The 18,968-nt window shown below is 71.5% G+C and carries 19 protein-coding genes and 1 pseudogene; 6 read left to right on the top strand and 14 right to left on the bottom strand.

From position 1 onward, the window contains the following. The 4 genes from kdpF to ACSC1Q_RS37875 form a co-directional block, all read right to left on the bottom strand. Window positions 1–90, bottom strand: coding sequence for a K(+)-transporting ATPase subunit F (gene kdpF, locus ACSC1Q_RS37860; RefSeq protein WP_344745511.1), 90 nt, complete (start codon window positions 88–90; stop codon window positions 1–3). 279 nt (window positions 91–369) lie between these two features. Then, window positions 370–585, bottom strand: coding sequence for a hypothetical protein (locus ACSC1Q_RS37865; RefSeq protein ID WP_436763548.1), 216 nt, complete (start codon window positions 583–585; stop codon window positions 370–372). 223 nt (window positions 586–808) lie between these two features. Next, a complete protein-coding gene (locus tag ACSC1Q_RS37870) occupies window positions 809–1,132 on the bottom strand; it encodes an ArsR/SmtB family transcription factor (protein ID WP_436763549.1) in 324 nt (107 codons plus the stop codon). Further along, window positions 1,125–1,562 carry an SRPBCC domain-containing protein gene (locus ACSC1Q_RS37875; RefSeq protein WP_436763550.1) on the bottom strand — a complete coding sequence of 146 codons (438 nt, stop codon included), beginning with the start codon at window positions 1,560–1,562 and terminating at the stop codon, window positions 1,125–1,127. The genes ACSC1Q_RS37870 and ACSC1Q_RS37875 overlap by 8 nt, the downstream gene beginning before the upstream one ends. Window positions 1,563–1,988: 426 nt before the next feature. Between ACSC1Q_RS37875 and ACSC1Q_RS37880 the strand changes: the two genes are divergently transcribed. From ACSC1Q_RS37880 to ACSC1Q_RS37895, 4 genes and pseudogenes are all read left to right on the top strand, one after another. Then, complete coding sequence (locus ACSC1Q_RS37880) at window positions 1,989–4,940, top strand: AfsR/SARP family transcriptional regulator (protein ID WP_436763551.1); 2,952 nt, start codon at window positions 1,989–1,991, stop codon at window positions 4,938–4,940. A 170-nt stretch (window positions 4,941–5,110) separates the two neighbouring features. Continuing rightward, window positions 5,111–5,896 carry a bulb-type lectin domain-containing protein gene (locus ACSC1Q_RS37885; RefSeq protein WP_436763552.1) on the top strand — a complete coding sequence of 262 codons (786 nt, stop codon included), beginning with the start codon at window positions 5,111–5,113 and terminating at the stop codon, window positions 5,894–5,896. A gap of 198 nt (window positions 5,897–6,094) precedes the next feature. Then, window positions 6,095–7,084 (top strand): zinc metalloprotease, encoded by a 990-nt coding sequence (locus ACSC1Q_RS37890; protein ID WP_436763553.1) that lies wholly within the window; start codon window positions 6,095–6,097, stop codon window positions 7,082–7,084. A gap of 55 nt (window positions 7,085–7,139) precedes the next feature. Beyond that, window positions 7,140–7,359 (top strand): annotated as a pseudogene (locus ACSC1Q_RS37895) (transposase); the annotation flags it as partial. Window positions 7,360–7,555: 196 nt separating this feature from the next. Here ACSC1Q_RS37895 and ACSC1Q_RS37900 read toward each other — a convergent pair. The 3 genes from ACSC1Q_RS37900 to ACSC1Q_RS37910 all read right to left on the bottom strand — a co-directional run bounded on the left by ACSC1Q_RS37900 (window position 7,556) and on the right by ACSC1Q_RS37910 (window position 9,404). Beyond that, entirely contained in the window at window positions 7,556–7,849 is a 294-nt protein-coding gene (locus ACSC1Q_RS37900; protein WP_436763554.1) for a hypothetical protein, read from the bottom strand. Window positions 7,850–8,114: 265 nt separating this feature from the next. Continuing rightward, window positions 8,115–8,771, bottom strand: a complete 657-nt coding sequence (locus ACSC1Q_RS37905) for a response regulator (RefSeq protein ID WP_436763555.1) — start codon at window positions 8,769–8,771, stop codon at window positions 8,115–8,117. Window positions 8,772–8,993: 222 nt separating this feature from the next. Next, on the bottom strand, window positions 8,994–9,404 hold the full coding sequence (locus tag ACSC1Q_RS37910; protein ID WP_436763556.1) for a YybH family protein: 411 nt from the start codon (window positions 9,402–9,404) through the stop codon (window positions 8,994–8,996). Between the two features lie 59 nt (window positions 9,405–9,463). Between ACSC1Q_RS37910 and ACSC1Q_RS37915 the strand changes: the two genes are divergently transcribed. Continuing rightward, complete coding sequence (locus ACSC1Q_RS37915; RefSeq protein WP_436763557.1) at window positions 9,464–10,060, top strand: CGNR zinc finger domain-containing protein; 597 nt, start codon at window positions 9,464–9,466, stop codon at window positions 10,058–10,060. A gap of 203 nt (window positions 10,061–10,263) precedes the next feature. Beyond that, window positions 10,264–11,349: a Gfo/Idh/MocA family protein gene (locus ACSC1Q_RS37920; RefSeq protein ID WP_436763558.1), complete on the top strand. Its 1,086-nt coding sequence runs from the start codon at window positions 10,264–10,266 to the stop codon at window positions 11,347–11,349. 151 nt (window positions 11,350–11,500) lie between these two features. On the opposite strand, the gene ACSC1Q_RS37925 is transcribed toward ACSC1Q_RS37920, so the two are convergent. From ACSC1Q_RS37925 to ACSC1Q_RS37955, 7 genes are read right to left on the bottom strand one after another with little or no spacing between them, the layout of a single operon-like run. Next, window positions 11,501–12,877, bottom strand: coding sequence for an alkaline phosphatase family protein (locus ACSC1Q_RS37925; protein ID WP_436763559.1), 1,377 nt, complete (start codon window positions 12,875–12,877; stop codon window positions 11,501–11,503). Then, entirely contained in the window at window positions 12,874–14,001 is a 1,128-nt protein-coding gene (gene eboE, locus ACSC1Q_RS37930; RefSeq protein ID WP_436763560.1) for a metabolite traffic protein EboE, read from the bottom strand. Before eboE ends, ACSC1Q_RS37925 begins: the two co-directional genes overlap by 4 nt. Then, window positions 14,001–14,855, bottom strand: a complete 855-nt coding sequence (locus ACSC1Q_RS37935) for a TatD family hydrolase (protein WP_436763561.1) — start codon at window positions 14,853–14,855, stop codon at window positions 14,001–14,003. Before ACSC1Q_RS37935 ends, eboE begins: the two co-directional genes overlap by 1 nt. Beyond that, a complete protein-coding gene (locus ACSC1Q_RS37940; RefSeq protein WP_436763562.1) occupies window positions 14,855–15,523 on the bottom strand; it encodes an EboA domain-containing protein in 669 nt (222 codons plus the stop codon). Before ACSC1Q_RS37940 ends, ACSC1Q_RS37935 begins: the two co-directional genes overlap by 1 nt. Continuing rightward, window positions 15,520–16,395 (bottom strand): sugar phosphate isomerase/epimerase family protein, encoded by an 876-nt coding sequence (locus ACSC1Q_RS37945; RefSeq protein WP_436763563.1) that lies wholly within the window; start codon window positions 16,393–16,395, stop codon window positions 15,520–15,522. Before ACSC1Q_RS37945 ends, ACSC1Q_RS37940 begins: the two co-directional genes overlap by 4 nt. Continuing rightward, a complete protein-coding gene (locus tag ACSC1Q_RS37950; RefSeq protein WP_436763564.1) occupies window positions 16,392–17,285 on the bottom strand; it encodes an SCO3242 family prenyltransferase in 894 nt (297 codons plus the stop codon). The genes ACSC1Q_RS37945 and ACSC1Q_RS37950 overlap by 4 nt, the downstream gene beginning before the upstream one ends. Further along, window positions 17,285–18,433: an inositol-3-phosphate synthase gene (locus tag ACSC1Q_RS37955; protein ID WP_436763565.1), complete on the bottom strand. Its 1,149-nt coding sequence runs from the start codon at window positions 18,431–18,433 to the stop codon at window positions 17,285–17,287. The genes ACSC1Q_RS37950 and ACSC1Q_RS37955 overlap by 1 nt, the downstream gene beginning before the upstream one ends. Between the last annotated feature and the right edge of the window lie 535 nt (window positions 18,434–18,968).

The following is an 18,968-nucleotide window of genomic DNA, read 5'->3' on the forward strand; positions in this document are numbered from 1 at the left end:
TCAGAAACGCTCCGGGAAGAGCAGGGCCGCGACCATGAAGATCACCAAACCGGCGACCACGACGAGACCGACGGCGTTGACGGCACTCACAACCGTTCCACCGCCCTGACGACCAGCCCGAGGATCACGAAAACCGCGACCGTCAGGGCGACGAAGATGACGTCTGCCATCCCCACTCCTCGAATCCGGGGTTCACTCGCCACCGCCCGACGGGCGGGGCATATGCAAGGAAACCGCCGTTTTTCGCCCTTCTTGCGCGTCTTGACGGGTCCCATACGCCCCGGCCCCGAGGCTTGACGCCTCCCCTACGCCCCGGCCCGATCCTGACGCCCCGGCCGCCTCACGGCGTCGGAACGGGGCCCGTACGACTCAAACCGTCGCGGAGGCGTCGACGCGGCACGGTTCGCCCCTGCGTGGCTCGACCCGGTCGGCGAGGCGGCGCAGGGCCAGCGCGGTCAGCCTGCGGACGGCGGCGCCGCGCCGCCGGGGCGGGCGCTCGGGCACCACGGGCGCGTTCGGGCGGGCGGACAGCACGTGACGCCTGGTCGCCTTGTCCGCCAAGATCATCGCAGTCGGATCGAACATCGGACACTCCTTTCGGGGGGACCGGCCCGGGAAAGGCGGGCTCGGGGAGGGTCAGCCCGGGGAAGGCGGGCTCGGGAGGGGCCGGCTCAGGAAGGGTCGCCCCGGAAAGAGCCCGCTCAGGAAGGGGCAGCCCGGGAAGAGCCCGCTCAGGAAGGACCGACTCGGGAAGGACCGACTCGGGAAGAGCCGACCTGGGAAGAGCCGGCCCGGGAAGGGCCGGATCTCACTTCAGCCCGTCCCGCAGGGCGGCCAGCGGGCCGTCCCAGTCGCGGGCGAGCACGGCGAGGAACTGCTGCGCCACCTTCATGGGCGCGGAGTCCAGCCGGTAACGGACCCGGCGCCGCTCCCCCGGCTCGGCCACCACCAGCCCCGCCTCGGCCAGCAGGGCGAGGTGCTTGGCGATGGCCTGCCGGGTGATCGGCAGCTGGGCGGCCAGGTCCGTCGCGGTGGCCGGCCCCCCGGCCGCGAGCGCGGCGAGGATCCCCCGCCGGCTCGGATCGGCCAGGGCGGTGAAGACCTCCTGCGCCACCGCCTCCAGGTCAGCCATGTCCGTCGAGGTACGCGACCAGCTCACCCAGCTCGTTCGTCCAGCCCTTGGTGTTGCCCGAGTGGGCCGCCCTGCGGGCTTCGGCGTCCGGCACCTGCGCGAAGCCGCTCTCGACCATGGTCAGCGTGGTGCCCGCGCCGGCGGGCTCCAGCGTGAACTCCACGTACGTGCGCCGCGGATCCCCGTCGGGAAGGCCGGCGACCGGCCAGGTGTAGCCGAAGACGCGCGGCGGCTCCAGGCGCTCGATGGTGAGGGTGGCGGTGTCGCCGCTGTCCCAGCTGAGCCTGGCCTCGCCGCCGACGCGCAGGTCGACCTCGGCGCGGTGCCCGAACCAGGTGCCCAGGCCCTCGGCGGTGGTCAGTGCCGCCCAGACCCGCTCCGGCGGGTGGACCAGCTGGACCGTGCGCTCGATCCGGTCGGGGAATGTCATGCCCGTCTCCTTGGGTGGCGATTGAGTAGCAACCTTTTGGTTGCTACTCAATATATGGCAATCAACTGGTTGCGTCAACCCGCGAGCCCGCCCAACCCCGCCCAACCCCGCCGGATCCCGCCCGACCTTGCCGGACCCCGCCGGATCCCGCGCGCTCCCCGGCCGCCCGATCCCGCGCCGGCGACGCCCCGGGTTTCCGCGAAAGATCTTCTCGCCACCGGCCCCGCTCCTAAAGTGGTACGACATTCACCGATACACGGGGATAAATTCTGGAACAAAGCCACGTGTCTGCCTCGAAGGTGCGCACGAGGGAGCACCGGACGGGCGCGGGGGCATCCACGGCCTGTGAGGGGACGGCCGCCACGGCGGTTTCGGAAGTGCGTCGTACCAGGTCAGACGGGGGAACGGGTGGCCAGAGGCGAAGAAGTGCGGTTCGGGGTCATGGGACCGCTGGAGGTGACGCGTGACGGACTGGTGGTCCCGGTCTCGGCGGTCAAGCAACGGGTCGTGCTGGCGACGCTTCTGCTGCACGCCAACCGGCCCGTCTCGCTCGACCTGCTGATCGAGCGGATCTGGGACGGGACCGCGGAGAGGGAGGGGGCGCGCGCGGCGGTGCAGGCTCATGTCGGCCGGCTGCGCGGCACCCTCCAGGCCGGTCTCGACGGCCCTTCCCCGATCCGGACCCGCGATCACGGCTACAGCATCGAGGCGACCCCGGACACTCTCGACGTCACCCGGTTCCAGGACCTCGTGAGCCGCGCGGCGGAGGCGGGCGACGCCGAGGAGGAGGGCGCCCTGCTCAGGCGGGCTCTCACCCTGAGTCGCGGGCCCATCCTGGCCAACGTGCCGTCGGCCTCCCTGCACCAGGTCGAGGTGGCGTGGCTGACCGAGGAGCACCTGCGGGCGCAGGCGCGCTGGTTCGACGTGGGCCTCCGGCTCGGCCGCCACGACGAGCTGATCTCCGAGCTCCGGACGGTCACCGCCACCCACCCGTTGCGCGAACCTTTCTGGGCCCAGCTGATGCTCGCGCTGCACCGGTCCGGGCGGCAGGCCGAGGCGCTGCGGGCGTACGAGAGCGTCGTCACGCTGCTCCGTGAGGAGCTGGGCATCGATCCCGGTGGCGAGCTGCGCCGCCTGCATCAGGCCGTCCTCTCCGACGACCCGGAACTGGCCCTCTCCCCCGCCGCCACCAGGACGGCGATCGCTCCCCCCGCCGGCGAGGCGGCGCGGGCGGACGGCGACCGCGACGGTCCCCCGGTCCCCTCGGAGCTTCCGGCGGACGCGGCGACGTTCGTCGGCCGCCGGAGCGAGCTGCGCCTCCTGCACGACGTGCTCACGGGAGACGGGCCGAGGAGTGTCGCCGTCGTCGGCGCGGGCGGGACGGGCAAGTCGGCGCTGGCCGTACACGCCGCGCACGGGGTCGCCGAGCGGTTTCCCGACGGCCGGCTCTACGTCAACCTGCACGGCGCCACCCCGAACGCGGAGCCACTGGAACCGCAGGAGGTGCTCCGGCGGTTCCTGCGCTCCCTCAGCGCGGCCGATTCCACCATCCCCACCGAGGCGGAGGAGGCCGCCGGGCGCTTCCGGTCCTTCACCAGCGGCAGGCGGGTGCTCGTCGTCCTGGACAACGCCCGTGACGCGGCGCAGGTACGGCTGCTGCTGCCGGGCGGCGACGGCTGCGGCGTGCTGATCACCAGCCGCAGGGGGCTCGGCTCGCTGGACGGGGTGACGCACCAGCGGCTGGGCATGCTGCCGGACGAGGAGGCGCTGTCGCTGTTCGCCCGCCTGGTCGGCTCCGCCCGGGTCGCGGGGGAGCCGGGACCCGCCGCCGAGGTCGTACGGCAGTGCGGGAACCTCCCGCTCGCCGTACGCATCGCCGCCGCCCGGCTCACCAACCGGCCCGCCTGGCGGATCTCCACCCTCGCGGGCCGGCTCGCCGCCGAGCACCACCGCCTGTCGGAGCTCAGGGTGGACGACCATGCCGTCCGGGCGAGTTTCATGGTCAGCTACGAGGACCTGACGGCGAACCACGACGACGCCGACGCCGCCCGCGTCTTCCGCCTGCTCGGCGTGCTCGACCTGCCAGACGTCTCCGTCCCGGTGGCCGCGGCCCTCGCCGCCGTCCCGGACGAGCGAGCCGAGGACCTCCTCGACCGGCTCGTGGACATGCAGCTGGTGGAGAACCCCGCCCCCGGCCGGTACGCCATGCACGACCTGCTGCGCCTGTTCGCCCGGGAGAGGGCCGCGGAGCAGGAGAGCCGGGAGTATCTGGCGCGGGCCGTCGAACGCGTGTGGCACCACTACGTCGCCACCGCGCGCACCGCCACCGCCATGGTCCACCCGAAGGCGAGATGGCGTACGGAAGTGGGCCTCCGGGCGCCGTCCCCTCAGCACCCGGACGTTGAGGCGCCGTCCCCCCGGACCGCGGAACCGGCCACTGACGCCGAACCGATCACCGACGCGGAACCGGCCACTGACGCGGAACTGACCACCAAGGAACGCGTCTACCTGTGGACCGACGCGGAGACGTGCAACGTGCTCGCCGTCGTCGCCCAGGCGACCAGGGCGGCCGACCACGAGGTGGCCGCCGCGCTGGCCGCCGCCTTCGCCTTCCCGCTGTACGACCGGGGCCGGTGGGGGGACCAGCTCGAACTCTTCACGACGGCGGTCCGCTCGGCCGAGAGCTCCGGCGAGCCGGGTCATCTCGCCCTCGCCTACAGCGACCGGGGCCGGGCCCTGTCGCGGCTGGGCCACCTGCACAAGGCGATCGACGATCTGCGGCGGTCGCTGGAGGTCTACCGCCGGTTGGGCAACCACCATCGCGCGGCCACCCAGCTTGAGGCGCTCGGCGGCGTCTACCGGCGGCTGGGCGACTTCGAGAACGCGATCGGTCACTACCGCCAGGCTCTCGACGGGTTCCGCGAGCACCGTGATCACTACCAGCAGGGCGGGGCCCTGTCCAACCTCGGGGTCACCTACCAGCAGGCCGGCCGCTACCGGGAGGCGATCGACGCCCACACCCGCTCGATCGCCTTTCTGCGCGACAGCGGGGACACCCTGGCGGCGGCGGCCGCCCTGGGCAACCTCGCCGAAGGCCACCGGCTGGCGGGCGAGGCGAAGCAGGCGGCCGTCCTCTTCGAGGAGACTCTCGCCCTCGACCACCGGGAAGGGCTCGCGGGCACCTATTGGGAGGCCGAGCACCTGTGGGGGTTCGGACGAGCCCTGCGCGACCTGGGCGAGGACGACGAGGCCGGACGGTGCTGGCGCCGCTCCGCCGAGATCCTCCTCACCCTCCGCCTCATCGGCGTCGAGGAGAGGGACGCCATAGTGGCCGCCGACCACCCGCCGACCCCGGAGATCATCGAACGCCACCTCTGACCATCTTTCGCAGGTGATACGTCGGCGGCCTGTCGGTGACATGTGGGCGCGCCGCCCTACGGTCTTCCCCACGCACGTCCTCGCGTGCCGAACGACGCACGCACGGCTCTCCTCGGCGTGCCTCCGCGAGGACGTGCCGATATCCCATCGGTCAGAAGGAGCAGTAACGCATGTCTTTCAACCTCTCCAGGGTCGTCCTGGTCACGTCGGTGGCGGCGCTCGCCGTGCTGCCGGCGACCCAAGCCGCTCAGGCGGTGGCCGGGCCGCCGGAGAAGGCGGCCGGTGCCGTCGGGGCCCCCACGTTGCTCGGCTCCAGCCTCGACGTCGACGAGAAGCTTGAGGCCGACGACTACCTGCGGTCCCCGAACCAGCGGTACAGGCTCTACATGCAGAAGGACGGCAACCTCGTCGTCCGTGACGGTGAGCAGGCGCTGTGGGAGTCGAGGACGGCGGGCGCGGGATCCTTCGCCTACCTGCAGAAGGACGGCAACCTCGTCGTCCGCTCCGCCTCGGGCAAGGCCCTGTGGACCAGCAGGACCAGCGGCACCGGCGTCAGGCTGACCCTGCGGGACGACGGCGACGTGGTCATCCGGTCGAGTTCCGGCAAGGCGCTGTGGTCCTGGAAGAGCACGTCCTGGAGGCTCGCCACCGACGAGTCGCTCAAGGCCGGTGACTATCTCCGGTCACTGAACCGCAAGTACCTCCTTCACATGCAGGCCGACGGCAACCTCGTCCTCCTCAACGAGGCGAAGCGGGTGCTGTGGGACACCGAGACGGGTGGCAACCCCTCGGCGTTCGCCTACCTGCAGAAGGACGGCAACCTCGTCGTCCGTTCCACCTCGGGCAAGGCCCTGTGGAGCAGCGGCAAGAGCGCCCCCGGCGGCACTCTCTACCTCCAGGACGACGGCAACCTCGTCATCCGCACCGTCGACGGCGAGGCGGCCTGGACCAGGTAGGAGGCCGCCGGAGAAACCGGGATGAGGGCGCCGCCGACGGGGACGACGGCGCCCTTCGGCTCCTCCGCGCGGGGTTCACACCGTCAATCCCAGTAATCCCTCCCGTAATCACGTCGCCAATACCTGAACCGGGCGGCGAATTCTCGATCGGCCCAGGGCGATCGGCTCTCGAACCGGTTCTCAGAAAGAAGAACTCGAATGCCCTCTCTTCGGCTTCGTACCATGCTCGCCTCGGCCGCCGCGCTGGCGGCCGTCACGATGGTCACCACCACCAGCGCGTACGCCGACCCCGGCCACGACAGGCCCGTCACGGGACCCGGCGCCCCCTCCCCCGAGGCGCCCGGGAAGACGGGCGCCCGGGACCTGCCGGCGAAGGCCGACAGCCCGGAAACGAACCTGGCCGCCTACCCGAAGCTGACCGACGAGCAGATCGCCGAGCAGGTCGCCCAGGAACGCGCGGAGCGGGCCAAGGCCCCGGTGAACACGACTCCCGTCATGGAGGTGACCGCCACGGAGTCGCTTCCCGACGGGATCGTACGGGTGGACATCTACACGCCCGCGCCGGGTGTGACCCCCGAGCGGCTCGCCGCCTCGCTGCGCAAGGAGGGGAAGAAGAACGTCAAGGTGACCTCGCACGCCCCCGAGTCCCGGACGAAGTCCGGCGTCGGGACCGCGGCGGCGAGCGACTGCGCGTACGGCCAGGCGCGGACGCTCACCTGCCCGGTCTCGTACTGGCGGAACCTGGGCCGGGGAAACCCGGTGGTGATGTTCAGCGACTACTCAAGCGCGGCATGGCCGACCGACTCCGCCGTGTACAAGTGGAACGTCGTCCCCAACATCGACAGCTGGTACCGCTACGGGGGCCACTGCGACGTGCTCAACGACGCCTTCTGCGTCAACGTGTACTCGGCCAACTACGGCAACACCGGCTGGTGGGGACGCGCCAGCTACTACCACTTCCTGTCGAACTCCGGAGCCCTCATCGGGGCGGAGGTACAGCTCAACGACGCCCCCAACCTGACGGCCGCGCAGCGCAACAGCACCGTCATCCACGAGCTGGGCCACGTACTGGGCCTGGGCCACAACATGTGGAACGGTGACGTCATGTACGCGTACGAGCCCTACAGGCAGGACATCGGCGGGGAGAACTCGGCGATGCTCCAGTCGATCTACTCCATCTACCGTTAGAACGCGACGCGCCCGGCAGCGGCTCGTCGCACATGACGCGGAGGCGTTCCTTCGGCGACCGGTCCCTGACGAGCTCGCGGGAGCTGTTCCAGCGCGCGGTTCCGCCGCCGCCCACCCGGCCGCGAGGCGGTGGGCGGCGGCGCGCAGCCGACCGGATGATCCTGGCCGCGATCGTGTACGCGGCCACCGCCGGCTGCGCCTGACGGCAGCTCCCGCCGGTCTTCGGCGCCTCCCGGCAGACGGTGAACCGGCGTTTCGCCGAACGGTTGTGGACAGGGCGCTTACAGGTGCTCCGGAGCGCCCCTGCCAGGGCATTCATCGAGCAGGAAAGTTCCCAAAGGTAAATCCGATGTTCGCGCTGGAGTTGAGGTTCGAGTGCCCTTAGGGCGATCTCCAGGTGTTCGGCCGGTAGCTTGGACCACATCTTCGCGATGTCCATTCCGCTGTACGGAAGGCTGGGTTCGGGAGGGGTCATCCAGTCGCTCCCGCGTCGCCGCCACCGGTCGTCATGAAGTCGTGCCGGGTTCCGAGATGGTCTGGTGGCGGCCCAAGGCGCCGGAAAAGAGAGTCCAGTTCCTTGGTGATCGCGGCTGCCGCCGCAGCGAAATGATCGTCGTTTTCCATCTCCCTGGAGTTGACGACATAGACCGGAGGCAACGGGTTATTGAGCCCGATCCCGTAGAATCTCCGGTCTCTGTACACTCTTCTCGCGCCGAATCTCGTCACATCCCAGTCCAGGCGGAGGGCCCACTCATCCTGTTTCATATACGGAAAGCGAAATCTGTAACGACCCCGTTCAACCAGTCTTCCTATTCGATCCACCAGTGATTCGATCCACATCTCGATTCTCGCCCGGGAAGAAGCTCGACTCTCCCCAGGATAACTCCACGACGAGAGACAACGAATACCCTTTTCCGTTCGGCAGACCAGTTGAGGGCGCACCGCCGGCGAAAGGAAAACGCTCGCGGTTCAGGGCCGCCACGTACGGCGCTGCGCTCGCTCTGCAGGTGCCATCAAACGGAGTGGAACGCTAACCGTCGCTCAGGCGGACCCGTTCCATCAGGTCGATCACGTAGTGAATGAGCTCGTCGTAGCGGGGCGTGTAACCGAAGATCATCGGGTCGACACCCAGCCGGGGGTCGAACGTGGCGGCGTGAATGAGAACCGGAAGGCCGACCCCTCGATCCCGGAAATCCTGGAGCATCCTCATACCGGCCCGCCCATCGTGATCCCGGCGGACATCGCTGATCACCAGGTCGTACGACGCTCGATCCAGAAAGACCAGGGCCTCACTCGTGGAGGTCACTTGGTCGACTTTCATACCGAGTTCCTGGAACATCTCTGTGAGATACCGGTTGTTGCTCGGAATGTCGTCCACCCATAGGATCCGGCCGTCCTTCAGATAGTCGGCGGCGTGCTCCAACCTGCGCAGCACCGCTTTCCGCGTCGTTCTGGTCGGCGCCGGACTCGCCCCCGCGTCCCCGCTCGTGCTCTCCGCCGCCTTGTCCAGCAGAATCTCGACCCTTGTGAGTGTGACCTCGAAACCCATGGCTCCGATGGTCGTGACGCGGGGCAGGACCGTCTCCAGGAAAGGTCTCCGCAGGACGAGGAAGACGACCAGGGCGAAGAGGATCCAGAGCAGGGAGGGAACGATGCCGATGAGCTTTCCCCACAATGCCTCCGACACTGGAGATCCTTTCATCAAGAGTGGATCATGCAGCGGCAAGCATAGGGAGCGAACACTAACGGTGTGGGCGATTCGCCCACACCGTTAGAAAAATACATCGTGGCAGATATTCCCATTTCGGGTAATTGCCATTTATGCCACAAATGCCATTTGGAACGACGGGGCTGCGGGAACCGCCCATAGAGTCATGTCATCCCGATGGTCACCTGACGGGGACGTGCCTCACCCCGCGGGCGCCGGGCTGATCTGGAACAGGGCCGCCTTCCACTCGCCGTCGTGGCGGGTCAGCGCGGTGGTGGCGAAGACCCTCATGGTCTGCTTGTCCGTGCCGTTGACGAGCACGTCGATCTCCACGGTGGCGGTGTGGGTCGCGCTGCCGTCACCCAGCACGATCACCCGGTGGTCGCTCAGCTCCGTACGCGTGTACGGGTTCCGGTTCTCGGCGAACCCCTGCAGGATCGCCTTCCGGTCGTCCATGATCCCCCACTGTGACACGCTCAGCGGCGCGTCGGTGAGGAAGCGGTCGTAGAACTCCGCGTCGCCGTTCCTGTTGGCCTCCCAGGCCCGCTCGGACAGCTCGACCAGCTCACGCTCGATCGACTCGCGCTCGGCCTGCTCACGCTCAGGGCTCATCGCCGTACCCTCTCTCTCGCTGACACCGGTTTAACCAGTGTCAGTGTTACACTTGATCCATGACCCTGGCAAACGGCATGGAGCTCACCGCGCCCGGCAGGAAGAGCTTCAGGTTCGACGCCGGCACGCTGTGCCTGGAGCTTCTCGTCACCGGGGGCGAGGGGGATCTCGCGCAGTGGGAGCGGCTCCACACGCCCGGCGACCTCGCCGTCTGGATCCCGCACTCCAGGGCGGGCCTCGGCGACCTCGTCCGGGTCTCCGACGGCGATCTCGCCGCCACGCTTCGCGTGCGCGCCGCCCTACAGCGGCTCGCCGAGACCGCCGCCTCGGGCTCGCGCGCCTTCGCCGCGGCCGACCTCGCCACGCTGAACGAGGCCGCCGCCGCGCCACCGCCCGTCCCGGTCATCGGCCCCGCCCTGGAGCGTTCCTGGGCCTCCCCCGTCACCGGGGCGCAGTTCCTCTCCGCCGTGGCCCGCGACGCCGTCGAGGTGTTCGGCGGGCCGGCCCTCGGCCGGATCAGGATGTGCGAGGGCGGGCGCTGCACCCTGCTCTTCCTCGACACCTCACGCCCCGGGGCGCGGCGCTGGTGCTCGATGGACCGCTGCGGCAACCGCCACAAACTCCGCACCCGCCGCGACCGCCACCCGGCGGGCTGAACGCCCAAGCCCCCGAACACCCGGCGGACCGACAGCGCTCCACCGCCCTCGAACACCCTGCGGGCTGACGAACGCTCCCCCGCTTCGAGGGGTACGCCGGCCGGGCCGAGTAGTCTCCTGTTCGATACTCGCGTCGTGACGCGCGGGACTTGACGACCCCGTCCCGGCAGGTCACGACGCGGCCCCCCTTTCAAGGAAGTGCGATGACCTCACAGTCAGCGGGACGTTTCGGGCTGGTCGGCAGCGGGTGGCGTTCGGAGTTCTTCGTACGCCTGGCCAGGCAGCTGCCCGAGCGGTTGTCGGTGTCCGGCGTGGTGACCAGGTCGCGGGAGCGCGGCGCGGAGGTCGAGGCCGCCTGGGGCGTTCCGGCGTTCCGTTCCGTCGAGGAGATGCTCGGGGCCGGACGTCCCGAGTTCGTCATCCCGTCGGTGCCGTGGCCGGTCACCCCGGAGGTGACGAAGGAGCTGGTGGGGTTCGGCGTGCCGGTGCTGGCGGAGACGCCCCCGGCGGCCGACCTGGACGGGCTGCGCGACCTGTGGGCGGCCGTCGGGGCCGGTGGCCTGGTGCAGGTCGCCGAGCAGTACTCGTACATGCCGGGGCACGCGGCGAGGCTCGCGCTCGTGCGCGAGGGGGTCATCGGGCAGGTGACCTCCGCGCAGATCTCCTCGACGCACCTGTACCACGCCGTGTCCCTGATCCGGCACCTGCTCGGGGCCGGTTTCGGGGAGACCACGGTGACGGCGCGCTCGTTCACCGCCCCGCTGGCCGACCCGCTGTCCAGGGACGGCTGGACGGGCGACTCCACGCCGAAGGAGGCGGCCACCACGATCGCCACCCTGGGGTTCGCCGAGGGGATGGGGCTCTACGACTTCACCGACAACCAGTGGTGGAACCCGCTGCGCGCCCGGCGCGTCGTCGTCCGGGGCTCGCTGGGGGAGATCGTGGACGACGGCGTGGTGCGCCTGGCCGACCCGAGGACCCCGGTGGAGTCGCGGCTCATCCGGCGCCAGACCGGGATCGACCTGAACCTGGAGGGCCGCGAACTCGACCACATCAGCTTCGACGGGCGCGTGGTCTACCGCAACGAGTATCGGGGCGCGCACTTCTCCGAGGACGACCTGGCCGTCGTCTCGCTCCTGTGCCGGATGACGTCCTGGTGCCGGGGTGAGGCCCCGGAGCCCTACTCCCTGGCCGACGGCTGCCAGGACCACCTGATCGGCCTGGCGATCGGGGAGTCGCTGCGTACCGGCGCCGACGTGACCACCGCCCGCGAGGCCTGGGCGCGCTAGCTCTCGACGGGCCGCCCGGCCACCCGGCCGCGCCGGACGGGAACCCCGATACGGCCGCGACACCGGCCGGAAGGCATGCGGGAGGAAGGTGGAGAGCGCCGCCCGCCCGGGGGGTGATAGGCACAGGCGGGCGGCGCCGTTGGGGAGCCGCTCAGCGCAGGGACAGCCGGAGCAGCAGATCCTTCACCTCGGTGGCGGCGATCTTCTCGCTCGCCACGGACGGGTCGGAGCAGAGCAGCACCGGCCCGTCGAGGGGGTTGTCGGGCAGGCGGCCGTGCGAGCCCCGGATGGCGCGGGCGCCCGCGTCGAGGCCGACGACGTTCATCGTGTAACGCATGCCGGTCTTCTTGCGCAGCAGCGCCACGGCGGCCCTGCGCTTGGCGGCGCCGGGGGCGGCGGGGTCGAAGAACAGCTCGGCGGGATCGTAGCCGGGCTTGCGGTGGATCTCGACCAGGTTGGCGAAGTCGGGACGCCGGGCGTCGTCGAGCCAGTAGTAGTAGGTGAACCAGGAGTCGGGCTCGGAGACGAGGACCAGCTCCCCGGCGCGGGGGTGCGCCAGGCCGTTCCTCGCCTTGCCCTCCTCGTCGAGCACCTCGGCGACCCCGGGCAGGCCCGCGCAGAGCTTGGCGACGGCCGGGATGTCGGCGGGGTCGGCGACGTAGACGTGGGCCACCTGGTGGTCGGCGACGGCGAACGCCCGGGAGGTCCAGGGGTCGAGATACTCCATGCCGTCCTGGGTGTAGACCTCCAGCAGCCCCTCGGTCCGCAGCAGCCGGTTGACGTCGACCGGGCGGGAGACGTCGGTGATCCCGTACTCCGACAGGGCCACCACGGTGGTCCCGCGCGCGACGGCGGCGTCCAGCAGGGGGGTCAGCACGGTGTCGAGCTCGGAGGCGGCGGCGGCCGAGCGCGGGTCGGACGGGCCGAACCGCTGCAGGTCGTAGTCGAGGTGCGGCACGTACGCCAGGGTGAGGTCCGGGTCGTGGTCCTTCATGATCTGCTCGGTGGCGCGGCAGATCCAGCTGGACGAGGCGATCCCCGCCCCCGGGCCCCAGTAGGTGAACAGCGGGAACTCGCCCAGCTTGCCGGTGAGCTCGTCGTGCAGCTCCGGCGGGTAGGTGTAGCAGTCGGGGTCTTTCCGCCCGTCGGCCCGGTAGATGGGCCGGGGGGTGACCGTCCAGTCGACGTCGGCGCCCATCGCGTACCACCAGCACACGTTGGCCACGGTGAAGCCGGGCCGCTCGCGCCGGGCGGCGTGCCACAGCTTGTCCCCGCCGACCAGCGCGTTGTGCTGGCGCCACAGGAAGACCTCGCCGAGCTCGCGGAAGTACCAGCCGTTGCCGACGACGCCGTGCTCGGTGGGCGCGACGCCGGTGAGGAAGGTCGACTGGGCCGAGCAGGTGACGGCGGGCAGCACGGTGCCGAGTTCGGCCTGGAAGCCGCCGTCGGCGACGGCGCGCAGCCTCGGCATGTGCGCCAGCAGCCTCGGGGTGAGCCCCACTATGTCGAGGACCAGCAACGATGTCATGCTTTCACTCCAAGGTCGCGCATCTCGGCGCGGGCGAAGTCCAGCTCGTCGGCGATGCCCGCCGCGAGCTGGTCGGGGGTCTGCGGGCGCAGCGCGGCCGGCAGCACGCCCCAGGTGTAGGTCTCCACGTCGAAGTGGTCGCAGAGCGGCTCGGGACCGCCGACCAGCTCCGCGAGGGCCTCGCGGAGCACCGGCACGGTGGTGGCGAGCGGCGCCCGCGGCGCGACGTGCAGCGGTACGTGGTAGTGGACCCGCCACGGTCCGGGCAGCTTCCGCTCGAACGCCTCGTCGAGGTCGTCGGCGTCGTCTCCGGCCGCGTTGCGGGTCTGGTGCAGGAAGCGCGGCTCGACGTACTCGCGCAGGGTCTCCGGGTCGTCGCTCTCCAGGGCCGCGGAGACCTGGACCTTGACGACGGGCAGGCCCGCCTCGGCGTACTGACGCAGCGCGTCGGCGGGCCGCTCCCAGGCGCACGCCAGGTGGGCGAGGTCCAGGCAGACGCCGAGCCGGTCGGTGTCGACCTTGGACAGGGCCCGTACGGCCTGGTCGGTGGTCTCCACCACGCAGCCGGGCTCGGGTTCGAACGCCACCCGGATGACGCGGCCGGTGGCGGACTCGACGGCGGCGAGCCCGGTGGCGAGCTCGTCGAGCCGGCCCATGGCGAGGCCCGCCATGTCCTCGTCCCAGGGGTCGCGCCAGGCGAGCGGGAGCGTGGAGATCGACCCCCTGGCGGCGTCGTCCGGCAGGAGGGCGGCCAGGACGTTCGCCAGGTCGAGGGTGTAGGCGAGCCGCTCGGGAGTGGTCCAGTCGGGGTGGTAGACGGCGTGCTTGACCACCGGGTCCTGGAACGAGCGGTAGGGGAAGCCGTTGAGCGTCACGACCTCCAGCTCCCGCGCGTCCAGCTCGCGGCGGAACCCGGCCAGCAGCGCGGGGTCGGCGGCGAGCGCAGCGGCGACGGGCGCGGCCAGCCAGAGCCCGAGCCCGAGCGTGTCGGCGCCGAGGCGGGCGCGGATCGGCACCGCGTACGTGTCGAGCTGCTCGACGATGCCGCCGAGGTCCTCGGCCGGGTGCACGTTGGTGCAGTAGCTGAGGTGCAGCACCCGCCCGCCGGGGTGACGCAGCCGCATCAAGACCCTCCGCGCTTGATGGAGCTGCCCTCGAACGTGGGCTCCCGCGCTCCGGCGACCTCGGACAGGTCCAGGCGTCCCGACTGGCCGTAGAACTCCACGGGGTTGCGCCAGAGCACCCGGTCGACGTCGTCCTCGCTGAACCCGGCCTCCAGCATCGCCCTGCCGGTCTCCAGGGTGAGCAGCGGGTCGGACACGCCCCAGTCGGCGGCGGAGTTGACCAGCACCCGCTCCAGGCCGTGCTCGCGCAGGATCTCCACCATGCGGGGCGGCGACATCTTGGTCTCGGGGTAGATGGAGAAGCCCATCCAGCAGCCCGCGTCGTGCACGATCCCGGCGGTGACCTCGTTGAGGTGGTCGACGGCGACCAGGCCGGGCGCGATGCCGGACGAGGCGACGACGTCGAGGGTGCGCTGGGTGCCCCTGGCCTTGTCGCGGTGCGGGGTGTGCACGAGGGCGGGCAGCTCGTGGTCGACGGCCATCGCGAGCTGCCGTTCGAAGGCGTCGTCCTCGGCGGGGGTCATCGAGTCGTAGCCGATCTCGCCGACCGCGACGACGCGGTCCTTCTCCAGGTAGCGCGGGAGCAGGTCGAGCACGGGCCGGCAGCGCGGGTCCCCGGCCTCCTTGGGGTTCAGCGCGATGGTGGCGTGGTGCAGGATGCCGAACTGCCCGGCGCGGTACGGCTCCCAGCCGATCAGCGAGTCGAAGTAGTCGGTGAACGAGCCGGGGTTGGTACGCGGCTGGCCCAGCCAGAAGGCGGGCTCCACGATGGCGAGCACCCCGGCGGCGGCCATCCTGGCGTAGTCGTCGGTGGTGCGCGACGTCATGTGGATGTGCGGGTCGAAGATCCGCATCAGGCCTCCTTCTCGCTGGCCGGACGGTTCTCGCCGGACTTGTCGTTGGTCAGGCGGCCGAGCAGCGCGGTCGCGTCGTCGGGGGTGTGACGCCCGGCCGCGGCGCGCTCCTCGGCGAACGCCGCCAGCATCCCGGCCAGCTCGGCGTCGGCCCGCTCGTCCAGCCGGTCCACGGCGGCGAGCGGCACGCCCATGAACACGCACTTGAGCACCGCCTGCCGCCACATGGTCTGGTCGAGGTGGCGGGCGTACGGGCCGAGCGCGGCGGCCACCAGGCGGGTGTCGTTGGTGCGGATCGCGTCGTGCAGCAGCGGTACCGCCTCCGCGCCGACGGGCAGCAGCGGCAGGGCCTTGAGCACGGCGCGCTTCTCGTCGGCGTCGCCGTACCGGTAGAGGTCCGCGACCTGCCCGGCCACCGCGTCCGGCGGGAGCGCGGCGAGCAGGACGGCCCGCGCGGCCTCGTCGGCGGTCCAGCCGGGCGCGTCCGCCAGCGGCGCCCGCCCTGCGCGCCTCCCGGCGGAGGCGAAGTGCCGCGTGACGCTCTCCGGTTTGGCGGCGACGCCCTCCCGGGCGACGGCGAGCCACTCCTGGTCGAGCGCGTCCAGCAGGGCGTCCGTCTGGGTGCCCTGGGTGCCCTGGGTGCCCTGGATGCTCGGTTCCGATGTCATGCGTTCGTCCCTTCTGCGGCGGCCGCACGCAGGAAGTCCAGGGATCGGGCGGCCACCTGCGGCGCGGCGTGCGAGTGGCGGGGCAGTTCGACGGCGACGAGGCCCCGGTAGCCGCTGTCGGCCAGGGCGCGCAGCACGGGAGGGAAGTCGATCTCCCCCTCGCCGAACTCCAGGTGCTCGTGCACGCCTCGGCGCATGTCGTCGATCTGCACGTTGACCAGGTGGCCGGCGACGGCAGTGACGCAGTCGGGGACCGGGTCGGGTTCGAGGCAGCGGCAGTGGCCGATGTCCAGCGTGATGCCGAACGCCGAGGGTTCGCCGAGCTCGGCGTGCAGCTTGCGCCATTCGGCGATCGTCTCGACGAGCATGCCGGGCTCGGGCTCGAAGCCCAGCGGCACACCGGCGGCGCCGGCCGTCTCGGCGAGCCGGGCGCAGCCGTCGACGAGCCTGGCCCAGGCCGTGGCCTCGTCGACCGTCTCCGGGCGCACTCCCGCCCAGAACGACACCGCCTCGGCCCCCAGGTCGGCGCCGACGGCGACCGCCCGGTTCAGGAAGTCCAGGCGCTTCTCGCGCTCGTCGTGCAGCAGCGTGGGGGCGTGCTTGTGCCACGGGTCCAGCAGGTAGCGGGCCCCGGTCTCGACGACCACGCCGAGCCCGAGGTCGCGCAGCAGGTCGGCCGTGGCCGCGACCCTGCCCGCCAGCCCCTCCTGGTACGGGTCCAGGTGGTCGTGGTCGAGCGTGAGCGCGACCCCCTGGTAGCCGAGGTCGGCGATGACCCGGAGCGCGTCGGCGAGCCGGTGGTTGGCGAACCCGTTGGTGCCGTAGCCGAACCTCGGGCCGGTGCCCGTACCGCTCGTACCGGTGGGGCTCACGTGGGGGACACCTTCCTGGCGAGGGCCCGGCCGAGCGGTACGGCCGCCGCGACCGCGATGCCCTCGCGGGTGGCGCCGCTGCGGGCGACGAGCGCGCCCTGCAGGGCGGGCAGCGCGACGATGCCGGTGCCGACGGCGGCCCGCATCCGGGAGGCCGAAGGCTCGGCGACCGCCTGGGCCTGGGAGAGGCCGAACCTGGCGGCGTACCAGCCGGTGAGTCCCGCCTGCACGGCCCGCACCACCTGCGCCGCGCGCGCGGTCCGCGGCTCCGGCGAGGTGTCGCCGCGTCCCAGGGCGGTGGCCACCGCGAGCGCGACGGTGCCGGCCAGGGTCGCCACCGGGAGGCTCCGGTCGGCGCCGGACACCTCGGCGCGCGACAGCGCGGTGAGCAGGTAGGTGTGGGCGGCGACGGTGAAGGCCGAGGGCAGCGCGTCCGCGACGCTCCGCCCCGGGGTCGCGCCCAGCAGCACGTCGAGCCCCCGGCAGAGCGCCATCGCCAGCGGTCCCGCCGCCGTGTTCTTCGCCACCAGGTCGTACGACCAGATGGCGGCGGCGAGCGGGACGGCGACCGTGAGGGCCCGGCGGCCGCCGGAGAGCCCGGCCGCGGCCAGACCGGCGACGGTGAGCCCGGCGGCGATCCCGAGCGCGGCGTCGGGCGACACCCGGCCGGACGGGATCGGCCGCTCCGGGCGTTCCACCGCGTCCAGGTGGCGGTCGGCCCAGTCGTTGGCGGCCATTCCCGCCCAGTACAGGCAGACCGAGGAACAGGCCAGGCCGAGGGTCCTGCCGCCGAGCACCTGCCCGGCGGCGGCCCCGGCGACGACGTCGCCGGGTACGGACAGGGCGGCGGGGGCGCGCACGAGCTCCACGAGGTCGCGCAGCGACGGCATCAGACCGGTTCCTCTCCGCCGAGGGTGCCGGCGAACTCCCGGAGCACCCGCCACTGGTCGGCCAGCGCGTGCGGCACCGTCCCGAGCGGGTCCTTGAAGAAGAAGGCCAGCTCGCCCAGCGGACCGGTGCGGCCGGAGCGGTGCGCCGCCGCGGTGAGCCTCGCCAGGTCCAGGATCAGGGGCGCGGCGAGGGCGGAGTCGCAGCCGTGCCAGGTGAACTCCATGCGCATGGGCGTGCCCAGGAACCCCTCGAAGGTGACGAGGTCCCAGGCGGTCTTGAAGTCGCCGATGTCCTCGACGTACTCGATGCGGGTCTCGCCCTGCGGGGTGTAGCCGAGCGTCTCGCCCAGCACCCGCTGCTTGCTGGCGGCCTTGGCGGCGTTGGCGGCGGGGTCGGCGAGGTTGGCGCCGTCTCCCCCGCCGAGGAGGTTCATCCCCGACCAGGTGCGGACCCGCAGGTTGCGCTGGGCGAACATCGGGGCGAGCACCGACTTGACGAGCGTCTCGCCGGTCTTGCCGTCGTGGCCCCCGTACGGCAGCCCCGCCAGGCCGGCGAGCCGGTCCAGGGCGGGCAGCCGGGCGCCCGTCGAGGGGGTGAAGTCCAGGTAGGGGCAGCCCGCGCGGAAGGCGGCGTACGCCGTCAGGGCGCTGGGCGGCAGCAGGTCCTGGGAGACCGCGAGCTCCGCCTCCAGCAGGTCCAGGTCGGCGTAGGCCGGATGGGGCTCGGGTGCGGGCTCGGTGGTCGAGACGTTGATGACGACGACCCGTTCCAGGCCGTGCCGCAGCCGGAACTCGGTGATGTCGGCGCTGATCAGCTCGGCGGTCGCGGCCTGGTTGCCGGCGAGCGGCACCTGCCTGAGGTTCTCCTCGACGCCGGCGAGCTCGTCGCGCAGGGCCTCGACCAGCCTGGCCGGGACGATCCCGGCTCCGGCGAGCGCGGCCGCCTTCTTCTCCAGCGGGGTCGGCACGATGTCGTGCCCGCCGAACACCAGGTCTCCCAGACCTGGCAGCCCGGCATTGCCGAACTCGGGGAGTTCCGTGACGCAGCCCGTGGGCTGGGCGAGACCGGCGCGCACCGCTAGCGCCCCGATCACACTCGTGACGGCGACGGATCCTCGTGCTCCTACCAGCCACACTCCCGTACGCATCTGGCCTCCTGTGGTGAGTCGACTCCTGGGGGATGACGGTCTTCATCCGCCCGGCCGAGGCCGGACGGCGCCGATGACATCACCATTTCGGCCGTCCGGTCGGAGGGGATGTCACGGCGGGCATTACGTGGTCGTTAAAACGGAGGAGACGACCCCGCGGCGGGCCGAGCCGGAAGGCCCGACCCGCTTGTGCAAGGAATCGTACGTTGTGCGGATATTACGGATATATGTCTCAGGGCTATATTTTTCCGTCAGAGCAGCTCAACGTAAGAAAATTCTGCCAGCGAGCTCGGTCAGGCGCCTCGGCCCGGGAGGTCCGGCCCGAGGGGTATGCCCCGATGGGGTCTCGGTTCGGTTCCGGACCGGGTCTCCGGGCGGGTTCCGGCCTGGAGTTTCAGGCCGGGTCTCCGCCCGGGGGTTCGGTCCGGGAGTTCGGTCCGAGGGTTCGGTCCCGGGGGTTCAGTCCGAGGAGAAGGCGGCGTCGAAGGCGGCGGTGGGCGGGGTGATGGCGTTGAGCCTGCGGATGACGGCCAGC

The organism is Streptosporangium heterodermiicola (assembly GCF_051390675.1).
Taxonomy (GTDB): Bacteria; Actinomycetota; Actinomycetes; order Streptosporangiales; family Streptosporangiaceae; genus Streptosporangium.